Annotated in this window: 13 protein-coding genes; 3 read left to right on the top strand and 10 right to left on the bottom strand. The window is 45.9% G+C overall.

The genetic code is table 11. The features are described from left to right. Positions 1-335: 335 nt before the first annotated feature. From ADJ77_RS13110 to ADJ77_RS13065, 10 genes are all read right to left on the bottom strand, one after another. Positions 336-1,244 carry a leucine-rich repeat domain-containing protein gene (locus ADJ77_RS13110; protein ID WP_025078070.1) on the bottom strand — a complete coding sequence of 303 codons (909 nt, stop codon included), beginning with the start codon at positions 1,242-1,244 and terminating at the stop codon, positions 336-338. Positions 1,245-1,355: 111 nt separating this feature from the next. Continuing rightward, on the bottom strand, positions 1,356-2,267 hold the full coding sequence (locus ADJ77_RS13105; protein ID WP_025078071.1) for a hypothetical protein: 912 nt from the start codon (positions 2,265-2,267) through the stop codon (positions 1,356-1,358). A 2-nt stretch (positions 2,268-2,269) separates the two neighbouring features. Beyond that, entirely contained in the window at positions 2,270-3,436 is a 1,167-nt protein-coding gene (locus ADJ77_RS13100) for a fibronectin type III domain-containing protein (RefSeq protein WP_025078072.1), read from the bottom strand. A gap of 17 nt (positions 3,437-3,453) precedes the next feature. Then, positions 3,454-4,647 (bottom strand): DUF4856 domain-containing protein, encoded by a 1,194-nt coding sequence (locus ADJ77_RS13095; RefSeq protein WP_050696515.1) that lies wholly within the window; start codon positions 4,645-4,647, stop codon positions 3,454-3,456. Between the two features lie 11 nt (positions 4,648-4,658). Continuing rightward, the gene (locus ADJ77_RS13090; protein WP_025078073.1) at positions 4,659-5,285 is read right to left on the bottom strand and encodes a hypothetical protein; all 627 of its coding nucleotides are present in this window, start codon (positions 5,283-5,285) and stop codon (positions 4,659-4,661) included. Positions 5,286-5,326: 41 nt separating this feature from the next. Beyond that, complete coding sequence (locus ADJ77_RS13085; RefSeq protein WP_025078074.1) at positions 5,327-6,361, bottom strand: DUF4302 domain-containing protein; 1,035 nt, start codon at positions 6,359-6,361, stop codon at positions 5,327-5,329. A gap of 3 nt (positions 6,362-6,364) precedes the next feature. Beyond that, complete coding sequence (locus ADJ77_RS13080) at positions 6,365-7,324, bottom strand: putative zinc-binding metallopeptidase (protein ID WP_148301582.1); 960 nt, start codon at positions 7,322-7,324, stop codon at positions 6,365-6,367. 267 nt (positions 7,325-7,591) lie between these two features. Next, entirely contained in the window at positions 7,592-9,121 is a 1,530-nt protein-coding gene (locus ADJ77_RS13075; protein ID WP_025078076.1) for a RagB/SusD family nutrient uptake outer membrane protein, read from the bottom strand. A gap of 11 nt (positions 9,122-9,132) precedes the next feature. After that, entirely contained in the window at positions 9,133-12,510 is a 3,378-nt protein-coding gene (locus ADJ77_RS13070; protein ID WP_025078077.1) for a SusC/RagA family TonB-linked outer membrane protein, read from the bottom strand. 56 nt (positions 12,511-12,566) lie between these two features. Next, on the bottom strand, positions 12,567-14,822 hold the full coding sequence (locus ADJ77_RS13065) for a TonB-dependent receptor family protein (RefSeq protein ID WP_025078078.1): 2,256 nt from the start codon (positions 14,820-14,822) through the stop codon (positions 12,567-12,569). 1,137 nt (positions 14,823-15,959) lie between these two features. Here ADJ77_RS13065 and ADJ77_RS13060 point away from each other — a divergent pair. From ADJ77_RS13060 to ADJ77_RS13050, 3 genes are all read left to right on the top strand, one after another. Beyond that, positions 15,960-16,523, top strand: a complete 564-nt coding sequence (locus tag ADJ77_RS13060; RefSeq protein ID WP_025078079.1) for a methyltransferase family protein — start codon at positions 15,960-15,962, stop codon at positions 16,521-16,523. 56 nt (positions 16,524-16,579) lie between these two features. Then, positions 16,580-17,392, top strand: a complete 813-nt coding sequence (locus ADJ77_RS13055; protein WP_025078080.1) for a class I SAM-dependent methyltransferase — start codon at positions 16,580-16,582, stop codon at positions 17,390-17,392. A 1,123-nt stretch (positions 17,393-18,515) separates the two neighbouring features. Further along, positions 18,516-19,931 carry a carboxylesterase family protein gene (locus ADJ77_RS13050; protein ID WP_050696514.1) on the top strand — a complete coding sequence of 472 codons (1,416 nt, stop codon included), beginning with the start codon at positions 18,516-18,518 and terminating at the stop codon, positions 19,929-19,931. Positions 19,932-20,398: the final 467 nt, after the last annotated feature.

The raw sequence follows: 20,398 nt of genomic DNA, 5'->3' as shown, positions 1-20,398 counted from the left end.
ACTGCTTTCTAAAAGGTGCTTAATTGGACTTCAATTGGGCGTTAGTAAGGCTTCAATTAAGCACCTATTGGACGTCAATTAAGCCTTAGTTAGAACACAAACAAGCATTACCAATTTTACAACTACGGAAATATTTTGACAATAACTCCAAGGATTCGTGTTTTTTAGAAGTTTACAAAAGGCAAGAAACAGTCATAGTGCATTTAAATCAAACAGCCATATCTCCGCAAGTCATGCTTCGATATGGCTGTTTTAATATATGTTTGAAGGTGCATCAGATTTGATACAGCCTCATTGTTCTTTGATAGCTTTAACGGTAAATATGAGGAAAAGACTTATCGCTCAATGCGCTTCACTACCTTACCATCAGACAGCCTGATGATATTCAGACCCTTTACCGGACCTGTGATGCGCTGACCGTTAGCATTGTAACGTGCTATCTCAACAGCATCTGCTGATGATGAAAGAGAATAGATACCCGTTGTACCTGATTCCTCACCTACAAAGACCACATCATCTGACAATTCCAGCTGATCCTTATAGTCTTCCAGCAATGCCTTTGGAACATACACCTTCTCAATACTTTTGCATTCAGCAAAAGGCTCATTGTCGAAGAGTGGCACTTCAGGGGAGGTGAAACGAAGCGTTTTCAAACTGGAACACTTGTAAAAAGACTTATCACTGAGATGAGTGAGTGAAGAAGGGAAATTAACCTCAGACAGCTGTGTGTTAGCAAAAGCATGACCTCCAACTTCAGAAAGACTCTCTGGAAGCGTGCATTCCTTCAGCGACTTACAGTTGTTCAGGGCATACATTTCTATCTTCTTGGCTGTCTTGGGCAGTTTCAGACTGGTAAGTTTTCCGCAGTTAAAGAACATATAAAAACCTACTACGTCATCTTCAGCATTATTATAAAACTTTGTAGACAATCCTCTTTTCACCTTATAATAGTTACTGCCACCTGCAACAATGTTTGCATTAGACAAATCGAGTGTAGCGAGCTTACCCTCTGTTTCGACTCCATCAATGTCCCTGCCAGCCATCTCTCTGAGGAAAAGGACATCCGAACCATTAATAGGACCTGATACTGTCAGCGAGGTTATCTCGAACTTCTCTGCTTTTGCTATCTTTTCAGAGAGTTCTCCAGCCTTTGTCAACGTCACTGTTTTCTGTGCAAAGGATACGGCGCAGAACATTGATAATGCTATAAACAGCATAGTTTTCTTGAATGTAAAAAATCGCATAGTTGTTTTCTTTAAAAATGATTGATTAATAAATTACTATTACTTGAAACCTGACCAGCCAGACCGTCGGGACTGACTGGTCAAACAAAAGTGCCAACAAGCAATGTCGGCTTATTTCTTCTCGTATGGGATGACGAACTTAAATCCCTTGCCTCGAAGCACAACATCTTTCTCTCTAACTTCTTCCACATACAGCTTGAACTTTCCTTCCTTTATCTTTGTAGAAGCAAACTCGTTAGGATAAAGCATTGAGAGCGAGACATCCACCTGTGTACCGACAACAGGATTGACCACAGCAGGCGTAATCTTCAGTACTCTGCGGGATGTGTAAGGACGTGCACCGTTACAGAGCCACACACCTACACCGGGACGGCGCACCGCCATTACCGTGTTCATCTGCTCATAAAGACTGTGAGAAGTGGTGCCGTAAACGCCTACACGCTCAGCCTTTCCGTCACATCGCACAACGACTTTGAGAACCTTCTCCCGCTTGTCCTGCGAGACAATCCTTATCTTCGCCTCCCCTTCATAGTAAGCCTGCACTTCCAGGATATTCGTCTTGGCATTCCACTTCGCATCTATAACCTTGTCGGGGTCTTCTATCTTCAGGTCGACAACATCACCACCTCCGTTCAGACTGATAAACTTACTTTCATCACGGGGATAAAGTCTGATTTCCGACTGGCTGATACTGAGTTCCGGCACCACCACATTGATGTTCACAACCTTTCTGTAGTCGCCGGAGATAATGGTGGCATAAGTGTTTCCTTCAAGTATTCCGTTGATACGCAACGTGTCCTTGCTGATGGAAACGCCAGCAACCTTTGAGTCAGCCACATTGGCAATATACTTGCCATTACCACCTTGCAGAATAATCGTGCGGGTGGTAAGTTTGTTCAGCGTAACTTCCTTCAAGTCATCAGCCCCCACTTGAATATCCCTGTCTTCGGATGCGTCTTCGCTGCAAGCCACAAAGCTGACACTACTGCACAGAAGCAATAAATAAAAAAGTATTCTTTTCATCGTTAGTCAACATTCAGTTTATATTCTATTTCCCACTTACGCTCGGATGTTTCCTCGATTTCTATCTGCAAGATATGTCGTCCCTTACTTGGGAAAGTCAGGACACTTCCCTCTGGCATTACACTCACCCCGTCAATCTTATAAGTGATGCGGGCAGCAGGATCAGCCAGATCGTTATAGTACAAGCGCAGTGTCCGTGGACAGGAGCCCTCCTCACGTATGGTATATAAATAAGGTATTCTACCCTCAAAGTCTTCATTCTCCGTCATTTGCAGCGTCTGCTCGCTGACAGGCTTGGAAGGTTTCGAGGTTTCCTCACCCTTGATGGTTGTCACGGTGAAACGATAGGACATGTTAGGCAGCAGTTTCTCAACAACGTAGGAAGTTGCTTCCGTCCGTCCAACCACTTGGTCGTTACAGCGTATCTCATAGCTTACACCTGTTTCAGCGACTGCATTCCATGAGAGTTCTACCTCACGCTGTTGCACCTGTGCCCTGACAGCTGCCGGTGCGGTGAGTGTCGGTTCTTTCTCAGCTTCCTTTGTCTGCATAAAGGAGATGTCATCGAAGAGGATGTAACCACCATCATTGGCAGAAGGATCGTACTCTATCTCAAAGCCTATTCCCGCCTTATCAACACCTGCAGGAGCTGTAAGAGTAATTGTTTTCTGCTGCCAATTATCCGTGAAGCCTGCAACTTTCTCATTGTCAAGCCGGTCTTTCCTCACGATCTTGTTACCCTTGTACCAGTCTACAATAGCGACAACGTTTGGTTTCTTCGCCTTACCTTTGTACCAATAAGACAGCTTGTATTCGCCTTCAGCCTTGATACTGATACAGTTGATGTTGAAATCCTTGTCACGTGAATAGAACGAATGACCGTTAGGATAAACCTTCACAGCAAACTCTCCGCCATGAGCATCTTTGGTTCTTGAGTAACCCAGCTGGTCACTGATATACCAGAAGAGCGGTTTCTGATAAGGATTGAAACTTTCCTCTTCTTCCTCCTCTCCTTCGCCCCCTTCCTCGTCATCACCAGATGGAGGAGGTGGTGTAGGCTGGGCATACTGCTCAAAGCCTCCGTTGAGCAACAGCTCCGTGTTCAGTTGCGCCTTACCCATGAGAGGAAGCAACAACAAGGATATTATGAAATAGATTCTATTTGTCATATTTGTATGCTTTAAATTTAATACGAACGTTTTATATCATTAAGCGTCAAGCCATACACCTTGCCCACCTGTGAAGCAACATGCTTGAGCGAACCTACCGTAGCCTCATCACCTAAGAGACGCTCCTTATCCCAAAAGCCGTTACCGGAAGTGAGTTCATTGATATACGACTTCACCTGCTCATAGGTAAGATGCGGTTTACCAGATTCCTGCAAGGTAAACTGCAAGCCATAGAGTGCTCCACAGCCCTGTGACAGGAAAACAAGTGCATTGTTAATGTCCTCATCCAGATTTCCCACAGTAATATCATTCACCAGCAGGTTCATTGCTCTTACAGCTGCGACCTTCGACAGTTCAGCCCTAATCAGCTGCAACTGCTGCAGCACTTCCTCGTAGCGATACTCGGTCAAAGCCAGTCTTCCTCGTGCAAAGGCATTGTAGAGCTTGATGCGACTCTCACGCAATACGGGTAATCCGCCAACCTGCACATAAGGCAACCAATACTGATAATAGCCGTAGGCAAGGTCCCAGTGATGTTCCAGCTCGGTGTAGTTGCGTCCCGGCAGCAGGGCTGTACGCTCGTGCTCGCTGCGCAGGCGGGCATCATTATACAGACTGTCGTTGAGATGTACATTGAGAATCTTGTCCAGATAGATACCTCCCCATACAATACCATTGAACAGTTCAGCCACCACCAAGCCTTTCTCGTTGGCAAAGGCAATGTTCACATCACCGATATGAACACCTACATAACCGCCTTCACCCATCTTTGCCTTGTGGTTACGATAAGTACCGGGGCTGGGCTGACCCAGTCCGCTGAGTTTACCTGTCGTTACAAAGATGTCTTCCACATCTTTCAGAATGCGCTCTCTATCAGCCTTATGAAGCGATGAAGCTGCCAGTTCCTCCTGTGGTTTCAAGCCGAATTCACCATTGTTATAGTATCCTTTGACACGTGTCATCGTGCCTTCATACATAATGTTCGCAGTTCTGAGATAGCTGCTGTAGATATAATCGAGTGGATCACGCAGCAGACTACATTCGAGATAGTCCACACTGCTGGCACCGTTACGCTTGAATTGATAGGTAGGGTCAGGTATCTGTGGTTCCTGATAAGCTGACTCTACGGTCTCTCCCTCCCACTGGCTACATGAAGACAGCACTGAGACAAGCAGGAGCAGAAGACTATAAATAAATGTTTTCTGTTTCATTCTTTTGCATATTATGGGAGGATGATATAAGCACAGAAGGGTGCCTTGATTTTGTCAATACCCTCTTGGTTCTGATATTCGTGTACTGCCAAAGGCTTTACGATGGTAAATCCGTCTTCCGAAACAGCCGAAATTGTTGCGTGAACAGAAGAGTTCTGCGGTCCAACACCGTTCACCCAGAGATACATCGGGAAGCCCGACTTGGCAGTGAAGGTAACAGTATGTTCCTTGTTCTTCGTCAACAGGAAGTCAGTTCCCTGTGCACGCTTGTCCGTTGCTATCGTATGCAGCTTCTTGTCTGCGTCAACATAACGGATAAAATAACGTGAATCCACCTTGTCCTCCCCCTCATCCTCATCCGCAAAACCCTGTTCCTTGAACGAGCAGGTGAGTGTTACCTTGTAGGTTCTCACGTTCTCAGTAATCTCTACACCGGGATAGACAAAATCGGAAACAGAGGCATAAGGGTCGCCCAACTGTACCACCTGGTCTTCATACGACACCTTCGGCTTCTCTATTCCACCGAATGGGAAGAGCTTATTATAGTCCTCCTCGGCATAATCCTCACTGCTGCGTGAACAGCCCACGGCAAGCAGTGCGAGGAAGAGAACAGCATATTTACTTCGTATCATTTTCATTGCTTTTACTTTCTTAATGGTTCGTTATGTCTCCTGCAGCATCATTCCACAGGCGCATCATAAATCTCTGCACGGATACCCGTGAACTCTCCTTCGGGATGAAGATGTTTGCTGACAAGGCGGCTACGACGCAGAAGAGGGTCATAGACTGAAACGAGTTCTGCCACAAAGCGATCGCCGACACGCTCAAAGTCAAAGAACATCGTCTTACTGTCATAGCGCAATCCCGCACGGAAGGTGATACCCTGCTCAGTACCGGAGTACCCAGAGCCCAGACCGGTTATCTCCTTGGCAGGATAGTCAGGTATCGGGTTCTTCTTCTGGGTAAAGAGGAAGAGATAATATTTCTTTTCTTCGATTTCCTTCAGCAACGCCTGGTTGGTCTCCACCTTACGTTTGATGTAGAGGTCGCTACGGAAATAGGTACGTCCTCCACGGTGAATAAGCAGCTGCGGATTGACCATCTGCTCGAAGAAGGTACGGTTCTCGTATGCCTTCTGTGCCGTTTGAAGCATATCGTCTTCGTTCTTCAACTTTGAAAAGACGATATATTCACGGGCTGGTTGCAGATAGGAAGCGGTGCGGAACACCAGTTCTCCATCTTCATTCTTGCCCACATAAAGAAAGTCTGACGCACCTGCAAAACGGTCATTGACCAACTGGTGCAGGTAATTGTAGGTGATAAAACTCAGCTGTGTATAGCTGTTACGGCTTACGAGATACTCGCTTTTCTGTGCTGCCGACACTGACTTAGCCGTGAAGTCAGCACGCATCTCTACGGTGTTGTCAGCATTGAACTTCATCGTAAAGCAGTCACCACCATATCCGTAACGTCCTCTGAAACCATTGTGCGGTATCAGTTCGGAAGGGTTAGAGAACAGCAGCGAGTCAGTCTTGGGGAAATAGATTACCCTCCAGCCGTGCGGTGCGTTCACAAGTTCATCTTTCAGGGATGCAATGCTTTCGCTGCTGCGCTGTGACGGTGACTTGTCAAAGGCGTCATCATTGGACGAGCAGGCTGCCAGAAACAACAAAGGCAGCAAGAAGCAGTATCGGAATAGCTTTTTATAATTCATTTTTTAATGCTGTTTTACGTAAGAGTATAGTCTGCGAACGCTGATGACCTGCATCTGCCTGAGATTAATCTGCCAGGACTTCTGTACATATTCATTGACAAAAGCCTGTTTCGCCATAAATTCCTTGTATGCCTGTTCAGCTTCCTTGGCGTAACGCTGTGACACCTCGGGGTCGATGTCCGTATCGGGTGTCTGCGCGTTAACGGCAGCATCCGCCAGTTCCTTGGGCTTAGAAGTAAGTGTTGCACTGATGATTTCAGCAAAATCATCTTCAGCTGAAAGGAATGACAGCATCGTATAGAAGCCGCGTTTGTTGGCATATCCGTCAAGTCCGAACTTCTCCTTTCCCGTGCGGGCATAACTCAACGGGGCTGCAATCTGTTCAGTAGAACCTGTATAACGGTTGGCACTGATACTGAGAAACTTGTCACGGTCGTAAGGAATCAGCTGCATAAGACGCTTTGCCAGCTGATGATGTACGCTTCGCATGAGGACATAGACCTTGTCAGAATCCTTCGGGTCGAAGTCGTTGACATGGTAAAGACACATCTCTGCCGCTGTCAGGCGGTGATTATAAAGACGTTCAACACCGTTCTCATCAGGGTTGCCGCCACCATAGAGATAGAGCTTCACAGGTACACGCCCACGCAGGAATCCCTCACCTGCCACCTCTCTAAGCTGGTAGGTTTCCAGTCCGAGTTCCTTCACGGCTTCAAGTACGGCACGAACTTTCTCTATCTTCGGCGGATATATGAATGTACCTGTAGCCCCGGCATTCTTTTCCCAACGGTAAACAACCTCAATGCCGTAAGGCTTTGTGATGTTATCGAGAATCCACTTGTCGAGTTCTGTACTCTCTATCTGCTTCTTACCATCATCGACCACACTTCTGTCGCTCAGTTTTTCGTCGCCACATCCCACAAGAAAGAGAACTGTGAGGAGGGCTAAAAATATCTTCTTCATATTCGTTTGATTACTTTTCATTATCTGTCATAGGGCTGTATGGGCATCTGTTCATTCTGTATCGGATGACTGTCTTGATACTGTCTATTCTCCTATTGAATTCTTACCAAGGCCTAATTGCAATGCAAATAACGCCTAATTGAAGCCCAACTAAGCCTTACTTGCATTGCAATTAATCCTTAGTTGTTTTCCTGTCTGAAATGAACGGTTTGCCACACATACATTACATAAAGATTTACTGACAGTTACACATTACTTCCACTCATGTTATCTGACAGGCTCATTACGTTCCCTCGGATTGGGGGCAAGACCACGCTGGATTGCCTCGGCTGGTATCTGCAAAACCTTACGGGGATCATCTTTCTCCAGAGGGAAGTAGTAGGAGCTTTTTGACGAGCGTTTCACAGCCAGATGGAAGCGGCGAATATCGAACCAGCGCAGACCCTCCTGATAGAATTCCTTGCGGCGGAAGTCAAGGAAGAGCTTTACCATTGCCAGCTGTTTCAGTGTCAGACCGTAGAACGGTGTGTAGATATTGTAATTACCACTGTTCGTTGAGGTGTACACAGAGCGTTCTACTGAGGGGAGAAAACCGAACTTGCCTTGCATATACTGCAGGTAGTCATCAATGGCACGGTTGTACTCCTTGAGCATGGCATACGCTTCCATACGATTCAAAAGCACCTCATCAATACTGAAGAGCACATTGGTCACGTAGAGTCCACGAGGCTTTGACCCTGTACTCTCAACGTTCGACAGTTCATCAAACTTAGCCAGATAACGCCCAGTAGTTACAGGAGCTGCTGACGAAGTGAAGATATAAGTACCAATGAAGTTCATCTTTTCATAATCGCGCGCACCTTCAATGCCCGTCTGTGCAAACACCTTGTCAACTGTTCCGAACGTTGAACCATACTTCTCAGTAGGTATCGTACGTGCCAGACGAGACTCGGTTGTGGTCATCAACAGATTGGCTGGCTCGTCAGCAGCATTGTAACGACGGAAAAGATTCTTATGATTAAACTCCAATTCGTTGGCATACTGTCGCCACGGACGGAGCAGCTGCTTCGGGTCACCGCCCAGAACATAATCCGAATAAGCTATAACCGACTTCCAATCACCTTTCATCAAGTAGAAACGGGAAGCAAAGGCATAGGCAGCCTTCTTGTTGAAGTGGAACTTGGGATGCTTATAGTACTTGTCGGAAACAAGGGAGATGCCGAGCCTCAAGTCCTTCTCTATCTGGTCGTAGACTTCACTCACCGTACCACGCTCATAGTCGACCAGAGCGTGCTTTTCGGGTTTGGTGATATAAGGAATACCCATATCGGTTGCCTTACCACCATAAGGTTCTGCCCAGATATTGACCAGCATGAAGTGAAGATAGGCTCTGAGCAGGAAAGCCTCACCATACAATGCCTTTACCCGGTCGGTCTTGGGGTAACGGCTGAGCAGTTCAAGTGCCTTGTTTGCCTGTGCAATGCCTTTATAGCAGGAATTCCAGTAGTTCAACGGGGTATCAAGGTCTTCCTGGTCGTAGTCCTCCCAGAAGTACATCGCCTCATTCAATCGTGAGTGGATACCGTTCACACGCTCTGCCACGTTGTCCGTGCGTGGTTCGAGGAAAGGAATATAGCTTGCTTCGGGATAGGCACCCGTAAGGAGCTCGGCAATCTTCTCCTCTGTATCAATCTCAACGTCAAGTTCCGAGTCAGGACTCTTGTCAAGGTAATCGTTGCAGCTGCTGAAAAGAAAGGCAGCTGCTGCAAACAGTAATAAATATATCTTTGTTTTCATATTCTGTCTTGTTAGAAACCAACGTTCAACGTTACTGTGTACTGTTTCGGCGTAGGCAGTGACACACCACCCGACTTGTAATACTCCGGATCCTGTCCCTTGAGCTTCTTGTCAGAGTAAATCAGGAAAGGATTTGTCAGGTTCAAGTTCAGATTCATCGAGTGAAGACGTATCTTCCTGAGGAAGTTCTCTGGAACAGTGTATGCCAAGGAGATATTCTTCATACGCACAAAACTGCCGTCAGCTACCCGCTGCTGCGAATAGTTATAGGTATTGTAGGCACGTTCAATGTTCTCTTTTCCTACTGCTGCGATGAGTTCCTGGGAAGGAAGCACTGGCACGTCGGTCTTATACTCGTCACCGGGATTGAGCCAGCGGTTGTAGTAAGACTTGGAAAAGACGTTCAAATCACCAAACTCCGGGTCAAAGGTAGGATTCAACCGAATCTTGTTGCCAGCCTGAACGGTAAGGAAGAAGGAAAGTTCCCAGTTCTTGTACTTCAGTGTATTGGACAGACCACCGATGACACGTGGCTCTATAGGACCGTGATAAACGAGATAGGACTTGGCATACTGCGCATCGAGGAAGTCGGCACCGGCAATCTTTGACAGCTCGCCTTGGCTGTTCGGGTAACGACCGAAGTCGAAAGTGGGCAAGCCCTGGTTGTTCAGTCCCTGGAAATTAAATGAGAAGAGCGAGCCACGAGGATAGCCCACGATGTTTCCCCGACCTCTACCTGCCACCATGTCAAAGGCGTTAGGAGTATTCAGCAGGCGCGTAATCTTCTGGTCCATCGCACTCACGGTAAGGCTGGAAGTCCACGTGAAGGCTTCTGTAACGATGTTCTTCGTGTGAACACCCAACTCAACACCACGTGTACGCATATCGCCGAAGTTGGCATATTTATAGTACTGACCACCAACGCCAGAAGTACGTACAAGGTCGATGAGGTCGAATGTATTGCGCTGGTAGACATCAAAAGTCGTACTGATGCGGTTCTCGAAGAGCCCTAATTCCGCACCGACATTCAATTCGTACATCTTTTCCCACGTAAGGTCACGGTTCTCAAGATGCAGGATATTGAGTTTACTTTCTCTGTCGTTCAAGGAATGACGGTTTACAATACCACTCTTATAGATGGAATTGGCATTGATCGCCTCTTCGTTCATCTTGGCAGTGAGTCCGTAGCTGACACGCAGGGCAAGTCGGGAAATGGTCTTGTTCTCCTTCAGGAAGTCTTCCTGGTCAATATTCCACTTTCCTCCGACATTCCATGTAGGCAGCCACAAGGCACGTGCACCCTTACCCGAGGTATTAGACCCCTCGACATTGAAGACAGTATTGAAGACATACTTGCCCGCATAACCGTAAGTACCGTTGAAAGAGAAAGTAACACCACGGTCGTTCCGCTTGTGCAGGTTGAAGTAATCGCTGCCTTCATTAATCAGCTTATTGAATATCAATGGGTTCGTATATATCTGGTTGCCGCGGTCATACTGTATTCCATAACCCTGGAAAGGATTGACCGTGCGGACTGCTGAGCGTACCTCTGAGAAAGCAAACGCCTTGAGGTCGTGCTCGTTGATGCGTTTGTCAAAGTCGAAGGCAAGACGGGCAAGGAAACTCTTGAGCGAAGCCTCGGTCTTATTGAATATACCACCGTTCGGAAGTCCTACCTTCGGCTGTAGCTGCGGGTTGTCCTTATCATGCACAAGATAAATATTCTGCTGGGCAACAAACGGATTCTCGTTAGCTCTGAAAGCCTGTATGAGGTTTGAGCCCTCGTGTATTTCGTGACTTGTACTGGTGTATGCCTGTCGTGTTGAGAGCAAGGTCTTGATGGCAAGACTGTTGTTGAGCCTGTAAGTTGCTTCACCCTGTATCTTGAAGTCAAGCACGTCAATATTCATCTTGTTATTGGCATACTCGTTGAAGATGTTGAAAGGTGCCCAGTTGTTGCGGTAATAGGACAGACTTCCATCCTCATTATAAGGACTGAGGGTGCGGCTTGTGCCGAGAGCATAGGAGAAAGGATTGATGTCAAAGTCACGTTCAAAGACGCCGATTGTGCTGTTCTTGCGCTGTGGCATTGTACCCGGTGCCTTCTGCGAACGGATATTACCCTGTGCAGTGAGCGTAGCAGTCAGCTTGTCATTGATATAGAAAGTGTTTTTCACGTTGGCAGTAAGGCGGCTCACCTTGTCGGCAATGGTCCATCCTGCATCGTGATAGAACCCGATTGACGCATAGGTCGCTGTGTTCTTGCCACCACCAGAGAGCGTAATGGCGTGATTGGTGATAGGGTTCAATGTGAAGAGATGATTGAACCAATTTGTATTGGCATATTCACGCTGGCGGAGGAAATTCAGTCTTGCCTCTGGCGTATTGGGCAGATAGTAGTCACCTGTTGCAGGATTGATGGTGCTCACACCCTTGTACAACTGGTAATAGATACCGCTGCGCCGTCCGTAAAGCGAATTGCTGATGCCGAAATAACCCTTGTCATTCATTTCCTGATAGAGCGACATTGTCTCCTGTGAGTTGAGCAGGTCAAAGCTACTGTAGCGAGGGCGCATGCGTATGGTGTTCTCCGTGGAATAAGTCACACGCAGCGGAGTGTCCCTTCTTCCTGCTTTGGTAGTAATGACAATCACACCATTCAGTGCACGGGCACCATAGACAGAGGTTGCAGAAGCATCCTTCAACACCTGTATGTCCTGAATATCTGCTGGATTAAGACCCGATACGGCTGAACTGATGAGCGTAACAGCATCTCCAGAAGCCAACTGGTCGAGACTTAGGTGTACAAGGTCTTCATACACTGCACCGTCAATAACCCACAATGGCTGCACGTTACCGATGATGGAGGCGCCACCACGGATGTTTATACGGGGAGCAGAACCGAAGGTTCCCGAGATGTTCTGTATTGACAAGCCCGGTACACGTCCTTCGAGCATGCGTGAAACATCAGCGATTCCCTCGAGCTTAATGTCGTCCATCTTGACTGATGTTGCCGCACCGGTATAGACACGGTTGCGGATATTCTGATAACCTGTCACCACAACCTCATCAATCTGGCGGCTGTCGCTTTTCAAGATGATGTCCACAGGACGATTACCTGTGACCTTTACGCTTTTTGTTATCATTCCGACGTAACTTGCCTGTATGGTCTGACCAGCTGAAGCCTTAATGGTGAAATGTCCGTCTACGTCAGTAACGGTCTTCAGCTTCGTCTCCAACACCTGCACGTATGCACCGATGAGAGTTTCTCCCTGCTCGTTCTTCACCGTTCCCGAAACAGTCCCAGCCGTTTGTGCTGATACCGTAAGAACGCCGAAGAGCAACAAGAGGACTGTCAGTGTCTTATTTAATCTTGTAAGTCTGTACATTACTTTTCTATAATGATGATTCTACTTGTTTTATCGACTATGGTATTTCCTTTGCTTTACAGCTTCACTTGCAATCCGCCATAGATTCCAAAAGGATGACCGGCACGCAGTCCTGACGGATGCCGTGACACAAGATACTTCTTGTTGGTCAGGTTGATGGCATTAATTGTAAGTGTTATCTTCTTGCTAATATGTCCCTTCACAGAAGCATCCAAGATGAGATGAGCAGGAATCTTTTCACGCTCTGCGATGCGTCCGTGCCCCGGTGCGGTGCGCATGTCGCTGTTGTAGCGGGCACCGAAGTTTGCCTCCAGCCATTTATGCTCCAGTCCTATCTGTGCGTTGAAGGCATGCTTATATATATAAGGTATCTCGTCGCCATAGACCACCGAGCCCCAAGCCGAACTGACAAAGTCGTTCTTCATCTTGGTATTGGTATAGGTGTAAGACAGCTGGACAGGCAACTGGAAGCCCAGGTGGCGTGGTATAGGATGATAAGAGCACAAGAATTCCAAACCATTCACCATAGCCTTACCTACATTGAACTGCTCAAGCGTACCCTGACCACCTTGTGCGGCAAGGTCGCTTCCTAACATGTTTGAATAGTTGTTGGCGAAGGCTATTGCCTCGCAGCGCAGCTTCTGGGTTGTCAGACGTAATCCCGACTCAACATTCACACTGCTTTCAGCTTTCTGATTGAGCGTGGCACTGGGCGGAGCAAAGCCCTTGTGGATACCACCAAAGAGCGAGAGGACAGGCAGCAACTTGACATTGAAGCCCATACCGGGAAGAACGGCACGTGCGTGGTTAGGTGTTTCGATGCGCACCATACCTGTGCGGCGAGGGTCAGCTGTAGTATAATTGCGGTTCAACAGTTCCACATCCTCATAGCGCATACCGACATTAAACGTCACAATGCCTTTCGACCACTTCCCCATCCAGTAGCCCGAGAAGGCGTGAGCGGTGGTAATACGGTTCGACTGACTACCGGGCTGTCCTGCAAGGAACAGACTCATCCTACCGTCCTGCATTGCGTAGGCATCATCGTGTTGGAAACGGTCTTCACTGTCGGCGTGATAGCGCAGTCCGACCTCAGCTGTCAGATAACCACCCCACAGCATCGTACGATATTCAGCTTTCGACTGTACACCACGTGAATGGTACACACGGTTGTTGGCACGCAGCATCAGTGCCTCACCGATATAATTCTTCTTACCTGTAACTATGTCGAAGTAATCCCGGTTGGTCTCTGGGTCTGCCAGCACATCGGATATAGAACGACGTTCAGCCTTAGTGATACCTGCCCGCACTTCATTGAGTTTGTACCAGTTACGGAAGAAATAATTATAATATAGATTGGTCGTTATCTTCAGCTTGTTGCCCGATTCAATCAGATAGGTTGCCACCCACTGCGTATGTCGGGTCTTGAGATTATCTTTCTGTGCACCTGCATAACGGAAGTAAGGACGCTGGGCAAAATCGCCCTCTGAGAGTCCCAGATAGGTTTCATCAGATGTTTCATTGGCAAAACCGAACTTCAGTTCAAGCAGATGATTTACGCCTTCATCTTTGTTTGTTCGCACCAGGAACTTCGCTATAAGGTCGTTGCGCTTGAAACCCGTGCGCTCGTTCGGCTCATCCTTGCGGAATCCGTCCGACTGATAACGCAGGTACTCTACCAGAAAGCCTGTGTGCTTAAAACCATTACCGATACTTACATACGACTTCAGCGTGTTATAGCTGCCGTAAGAGGTATTTAGACGGGCCGTAAACTTTGAAGGGATAGGCGTAGATACCATATTAATGGCACCACCCGTGGTAAACGGACCATACTGAACCTGACTACTTCCCTTCAGCACTTCAATGGCATACATACGTGCTGCATTCGGAAAGTAATAGGCTGCTGGTGCTGCATAAGGTGCAGGAGCAGCCAGCACACCGTCTTCCATCAGTGAGATACGCTCGCTTCGCTCAGCCTTCGTACCGCGCAAACTGATATTCGGACGCAAACCGTAACCGTCTTCTTCATAAACATTCACACCGGGAACGCTCTTCAGCATACGGTTAATATCAGTATAACCAAACTTCAAAATCTCCGCCGGAGATATATAATAAGCCGACCCCGTACGGTTACGAGCCTCAAACTTACTTCCTAACATCTGATTTGAACGTACTACCACCTCCGTCAGCTTGTGAACCGAATCAGTCAGTACACTCTTCGGCTGCGACAATGTGTCTTGTGGTGTCTGGGCATACCCGCTGGCAGTTGTCAGTGCAAGGAGCAGAGGCAGCATCTTCATTGTATAATGCATAGCAAAATGATTGGACTTATAATGCTTCCGTATAGCAGTTGAGCTTCCAAAGACTCAACGGTGGCGTGTTAACTTATTTACCACTAAGCAGATAAGTCGCTTTTTAGTTTATAAATGTGGATAATTGGCTTGTAAATCCGATGCAAAGTTAATAAAAGTTACAGGATGCCACAATACCTATTTGTTGGTATTATTAGGGAAATGTATCTGTTTTGAGAAGTAAAAAGTCAAAAAACAACATATTTGACAGGATAATGCAGATTATTATGAACATAAAAAATCTATTCTATATTATGGTTCATCCGTTAAATGCGTGGACACTTTTCGTATAGCTTTAACGGAAGAACCAAAGTTATTCATTAAATAAAAACATAGCCAAGACGGTTTTAGCTACCGACTTTGTTATCATCCTCCGATGCAGAAAACCTTTTCATGTCAATACTTTGAAAATCGCAGGCAACAGTTTGAAAAATCATGACATACTTTTGAATAAAACACCTAAAGATAAAGGCAAAAATACGTGTAAAAAGCAAGTTCACAACCAACAGTAAATCAAGTGGTTATGGAGCTGTGTAAGAAAAGGTGCTTAATTGGACTTCAAAAGGGCGTCAGTTAGACCTCAAAAGGGCGTCTATTGCAAGTCAATTGGGCGTCTTTTCAAAGCCAAGAGACCATGTATTGGTTTTGAACTGCATGAAAATAGTTTACAAACGCTGAATGGTATGGGAATAAGTTGTTTGTAGAAGACGGAAAGACATGGTATCTGTTTGCCTTTCCTGCATTTTTATTTTGTGCTTTATCCTCCTTTGTGAAACCATCTGATTTTGGATAGTCATACCATACAGGTGTATAAGTCTTTATTCTGTTTCCAATCTACGCATTTAACGGAAGATCCTATATTATTGAGAATATAAACTGGATTTTGTCAGAAGTCATCTCATTATCACCTTAACACACAAGTCCTTACTGTATAAAATCACTATTTTTAGGGATTGTATATCTGTATCGTCCTCTGTATCTTTGCCTATCAGAAAAAATGTATATCCGTTTCCTTTGCATCTTTCTGAAACTATACTTAATTAACCGGGTAAAACAATCTGTACCCGTACCGCAATATTAATATAACACTTGTCAACTATGGATGCTTCTTTCTTCACAACATTGCAAGCCGGCTGGCTTAACGCATGGATTCCTTCCTTTGGAATGGTACTAATTCAGTTCATCTATATGGCGATATTCAAAGAAGGGGGGAAACGTGCTGTAGACAAATCATGGTACACCTCAAAAGATAAAACAAATGCTACGGCAAGTGCAATTCTTCAGATAATCCTGTTAATACTATCTGTCTTTGTGCCTTTGAAATTCGGCACAATGTGGTTTGTCGTCGGCTCACTTGTTTTCCTCCTTTCTTTGGTGTCCTTTCTCTCGGCATTTCACAGCTACGCATCTGCACCAGCTGACAAACCCATCAAAAAAGGTATATATAGATGGTCCCGCAACCCCATGTACTTTTTCTTCTTCACAGGCATGATTGGTACCTGCATCGCTTCCGCTTCACTGTGGTTACTTATCGTTCTCATACCGTTTATTATAGCCACACATTTCATTATTCTGGGAGAGGAACGCTACTGTACGGAAACCTATGGCATGGAATATATTGAATACAAGATGCACACACCACGATATCTCCTTTTCTTTTAAAGAAACCGAAAGAACTGTTTTTCCACATAGACAACAATAAGATTAAAATGAAAGATATGATAGAAAGTAAACTGTCAGACCTGCCCGAGACAATGCTGATAACGCTATGGGCAAAGGCTGAAGAAACCAAACGGGCGGATGCCCTGTTACGTGATGAAAAAGCGGCTGAAATCATAAAAAGAATAGAATATGATTTTTCCAAGTTCAGTAAAGCAAGATTCTCACAGGCTGGATGCTGTGTCAGGGCAAGCCTGATTGACACTGAGACCCGGGATTTCCTCGATAATCATCCCGACGCGGTGGTTATCCAGTTAGGAGCCGGCATAGATGCACGGTTCGAACGGATGCAACGTCCACCTGTGACGCACTGGTACGACTTGGATCTTGAGGAAGCCATCAGACTTCGTCGCCAGCTGTTGGCAGAAAGTGAACAGAACACATACATAACTTCCTCCATGTTTGATTATGGTTGGACAGAAATTGTAAAATCCCACGGCAAGCCAGTCCTCATCATCATTGAAGGAGTATTGATGTACTTCGACCCAGAGAAGATACGGGCATTCTTCCAAGAACTTTGCATGCGTTTTGACAATGCTACCATCTTGTTCGACATGCTCGCATTCTCTTTAGTTGGACATTCAAGACAGCATGACACGCTGAAAAAAGTAGGCAAGGATTTGGAATTCAAATGGTCACTGTTAGATACAAGGGAAATGGAAACCTGGAATCCCAAGTTACGGCTCGAAAAAGAATTCTATATGAGCAAATACGACCATGGACGCTTCCCGATTTTTTTCAGAATGCTCTATAAAATCCCTTACTTCTTCCGCCGTTATAACCAACGTGTGGTAAGATTACATATTACATAATAAAGAACCATAAGGTCTGGAATAGGAATAAAAACTACATAAGATAGAACTATGAGCGTAACAAATTTAATAAACGAAGAAAACCTTACCATGATTCAAGGTGTCAATGGTATTCTGTTACACCAGGAAGACTGGATGATGCGGAAAGTACAAAAGGAAGAAAAATCCAAGTGAACTTCTTGTTGATTTTATCCTTGCTTAAAATGAACTCCCCCTGCAAAGGCTGGACACAGCATTGCAAGGAGAGTTTTTTTTACAGAATAAAACAGGATAATAAACATCTCCTCACGCCTACCCAACTCATATAAGATCTCCAGCCTTTATCCGCAAGATACAATATGCTTACAGCAGGGAAAATATCCTCCGCCCTTATCTATCCGCAGAATACTTGCCATTGCCAAGCAGATACCGACCTGTTTGCTATTTAAGATATATCCAACAGTAATAAATGCAAAAAAACCTTACAAAGATGACAGCCTGACAAATGTAGAAGTCGGCAGAAAGACCGCCTTTCATTGTCTTTGCAATCAACAGGAAATCAGAAGGTTAGAAAACAGTGCAAGAAAAGATGCTTAATTACATTGCAACTAAGCATCTATAACACATCAATTAAGCATATATTGGACGTCAGTTAAGGCTTAATTCGAGCGTAAATGAGCTTCAATAGATTTTTTAATCATGATATTCTTTTTACATTGCCACACACTACAACAGCTATCTTCTAAGGCATCAGGGCATGAAACAGTCAATCGAAACAAGGAAAGCAGATTTGCACAATCCCTTGGAAATGCTTACCTTTGCCACCATAGCAACAGACTTCTGTAAACAGTTTCAGGGTTTAACAGAATCGGCTTATCCCAAGAATAAGCTGGGTGAAACCTAATCGGCCCTTAGGGGATGAACATATTTTGCTTGCTTGTCGAGTAAACTGTTTGTCTTTTTGATGCAGGCGTAGCGGACTACTTCAAGTCAAGAAGACAGACAAGATGCTGACAATCTGATGAAATCCGTCAGGAAGCAATACCATACAGAAAGAAACGACAAGCGTGCTAATGCCCGATTGCGAATAAACAAGCAGCCTAAATCAGAAAATGCACTAAACAGTAAATTCCACATATACAGCATGATTAATTTCAATAAACTTACCGTAGCCGTGGGAGTGGCTCTCACCCTGTCTGTCACACCAGGCAGCACACAGGCACAACCGCAGAATTTGCAGGAGAAGATTAAAAACTATTTCCTGCAAACCTTAAAAACAAAACAGAACGCAGAGCTGAAAAGCAAGGCGACCTATACACGTAACACGAATTATGCTACTGACATACAGAAGCAGATTAAGAACAAGGACATTGCAAGTAATCAGAAAATGGTGTGGACGGCATGGTGTGAGGCAAACCGGGAGCTGCAGGAGCAGAAGCTCATAAAGCCGGAAAGCCTGCAGAAAGGCGGTCATGGCTCATGGAACCTGCCGCAGGGGCTGGAACCGAATGCCACTATGCCCTACTACTACGGCACGAAAGGGAAGACTGACGGGAAGCTGCCGCTCTTCCTTTATCTGCATGGCTCGGGACCGAAAGAACAGGAATGGAAGACCGGATTGCTGTTAGGGAACAGATTTCAGGACGGTCCGTCGCTCTATTTCATTCCACAGATTCCCAACGAAGGCGACTACTATCGCTGGTGGCAGGTTGCCAAACAGTTTGCCTGGGAGCAGCTCATACGCCAGGCATTCGTTGACGGGAACGTTGATGCCAACCGCCTTTACGTGTTCGGCATATCCGAAGGAGGCTACGGCAGCCAGCGTCTCGCCTCGTTCTACGCCGACTACTGGGCTGCAGCTGGTCCGATGGCAGGCGGCGAACCTCTGAAGAATGCGCCGGTGGAGAACTGCGCCAACATTGGTTTTTCTTTCCTTACAGGAGCTGACGACACTGGGTTCTACCGCAACATCCTAACCTATTATACGCAAATGGCTTTCGACTCGGCGCAGTTATCCCAACCTCTTTCAGCGGACAAGCGTCCACTCTTCCGCCATCGCATCAACCTTCTCCCCGGCATGCAACATAGAATTGACTACGACCTGACCACCCCATGGCTCAAGAACTTTGTTCGGAATCCATATCCCAAGACGGTTCTCTGGGAGGATTTTGAGATGGACGGACGCCACCGCTCGGGTTTCTACAACCTGCAGGTATTGAAGTCTCCCTCAGAGCAGCGCACCTATTATGACATGGCTATTAACAACAATGTCATAAAAATAAACATCAACGATGTGGAATACACCACCATCGAAAAGGAAGGGCAATGGGGCATTGAGATGAAGTTCAACCGTTCATACAGACAGTCAAAGGGTGGACGGCTGCGCATCTATCTCAACGACCAGCTTGTAGACATGGACAAGACGGTAACTGTCATCGTCAATGACAGGCAGCTTTATCGAAGCAATATCAAAGCAACTTTACAGGATATGATTAATAGTTGTACAGAATACTTCGACCCCTGCCGCATCTTCCCGACCTCCATTGAACTCAGCTATTAGCCGCCTCATGGATTATAGGTCTCCTCACCGCCTCATCTCCTTTTCCTGTTTCGGACAGATTTGCCACATCCAAACAGCTGGCAGTTTATCATAAAACCATCAAATGAACAGACAGGAGCTTTCAGGTGCTCGGGAAAAACGACCTGCTATACGGAGAAAAACGGAAAACAACAGCCCAAAGTTACTACCCGTTAAAGAAAAGTTCTGCATTCCCACTAAACTATAAAACCCTCCGTAAAGGTCGAAAAACAATAATAACAAGGTCTCATCCACCCTCTGACGACCTTTCTTCTCATCCTCCTCATCGCTTTCCCCGCCCCTCTTTGTAAACTAAATTCATAACCAAGATTTTTACTGATGCTTAATTGCACTCGAATTAAGCCCAAATTGACGTTCAAAAGGGCGTTAATTGAAGTCTAACTAAGGCTTAATTGAAGTCCAACTAAGCATCTTTTCTTGTACAGTTA

The sequence above is a fragment of the Prevotella fusca JCM 17724 genome (assembly GCF_001262015.1).
Taxonomy (GTDB): Bacteria; Bacteroidota; Bacteroidia; order Bacteroidales; family Bacteroidaceae; genus Prevotella; species Prevotella fusca.
Note: the sequence above shows the minus strand (reverse complement) of the source record. Positions and strands in the feature narration are given on the sequence as shown.